Source organism: Bacillus sp. BP-3 (assembly GCF_028401955.1).
Lineage (GTDB): Bacteria > Bacillota > Bacilli > Bacillales > Bacillaceae_G > Bacillus_A.
Map to the genome: position 1 here is coordinate 1 of NZ_JAQOTJ010000057.1, position 1,058 is coordinate 1,058.

1 rRNA gene is annotated in these 1,058 nt (G+C 51.3%); it reads right to left on the reverse strand.

Annotation, left to right across the window (positions count from 1 at the left end):
- Nucleotides 1-1,058 (reverse strand): 23S ribosomal RNA (locus PLX19_RS25915); the annotation flags it as partial.

A 1,058-nucleotide genomic window follows, 5' to 3' on the forward strand; every position in this document is an offset into this window, starting at 1 on the left:
CAACCAATCGCACGCTTCTTCTATCCTTCTGCGTCCCTCCATTGCTCAAACGATAAAGAGGTGGTACAGGAATATCAACCTGTTGTCCATCGCCTACGCCTGTCGGCCTCGGCTTAGGTCCTGACTAACCCTGAGCGGACGAGCCTTCCTCAGGAAACCTTAGGCATTCGGTGGACGGGATTCTCACCCGTCTTTCGCTACTCATACCGGCATTCTCACTTCTAAGCGCTCCACCAGTCCTTACGATCTGACTTCACAGCACTTAGAACGCTCCCCTACCACTGATACCATAGGTATCAATCCGCAGCTTCGGTGGTGTATTTAGCCCCGGTACATTTTCGGCGCAGAGTCACTCGACTAGTGAGCTATTACGCACTCTTTAAATGGTGGCTGCTTCTAAGCCAACATCCTAGTTGTCTAAGCAACTCCACATCCTTTTCCACTTAATACACACTTTGGGACCTTAGCTGGCGGTCTGGGCTGTTTCCCTTTTGACTACGGATCTTATCACTCGCAGTCTGACTCCTAAGGATAAGTCATTGGCATTCGGAGTTTGACTGAATTCGGTAATCCGATGGGGACCCCTAGTCCAATCAGTGCTCTACCTCCAAGACTCTTACACTTAAGGCTAGCCCTAAAGCTATTTCGGGGAGAACCAGCTATCTCCAGGTTCGATTGGAATTTCTCCGCTACCCACACCTCATCCCCGCACTTTTCAACGTGCGTGGGTTCGGGCCTCCATTCAGTGTTACCTGAACTTCACCCTGGACATGGGTAGATCACCTGGTTTCGGGTCTACGACCACGTACTAAACGCCCTATTCAGACTCGCTTTCGCTACGGCTCCGCCTCTTCAGCTTAACCTCGCACGGGATCGTAACTCGCCGGTTCATTCTACAAAAGGCACGCCATCACCCGTTAACGGGCTCTGACTATTTGTAGGCACACGGTTTCAGGATCTCTTTCACTCCCCTTCCGGGGTGCTTTTCACCTTTCCCTCACGGTACTGGTTCACTATCGATCACTAGGTAGTATTTAGCCTTGGGAGATGGTCCTCCC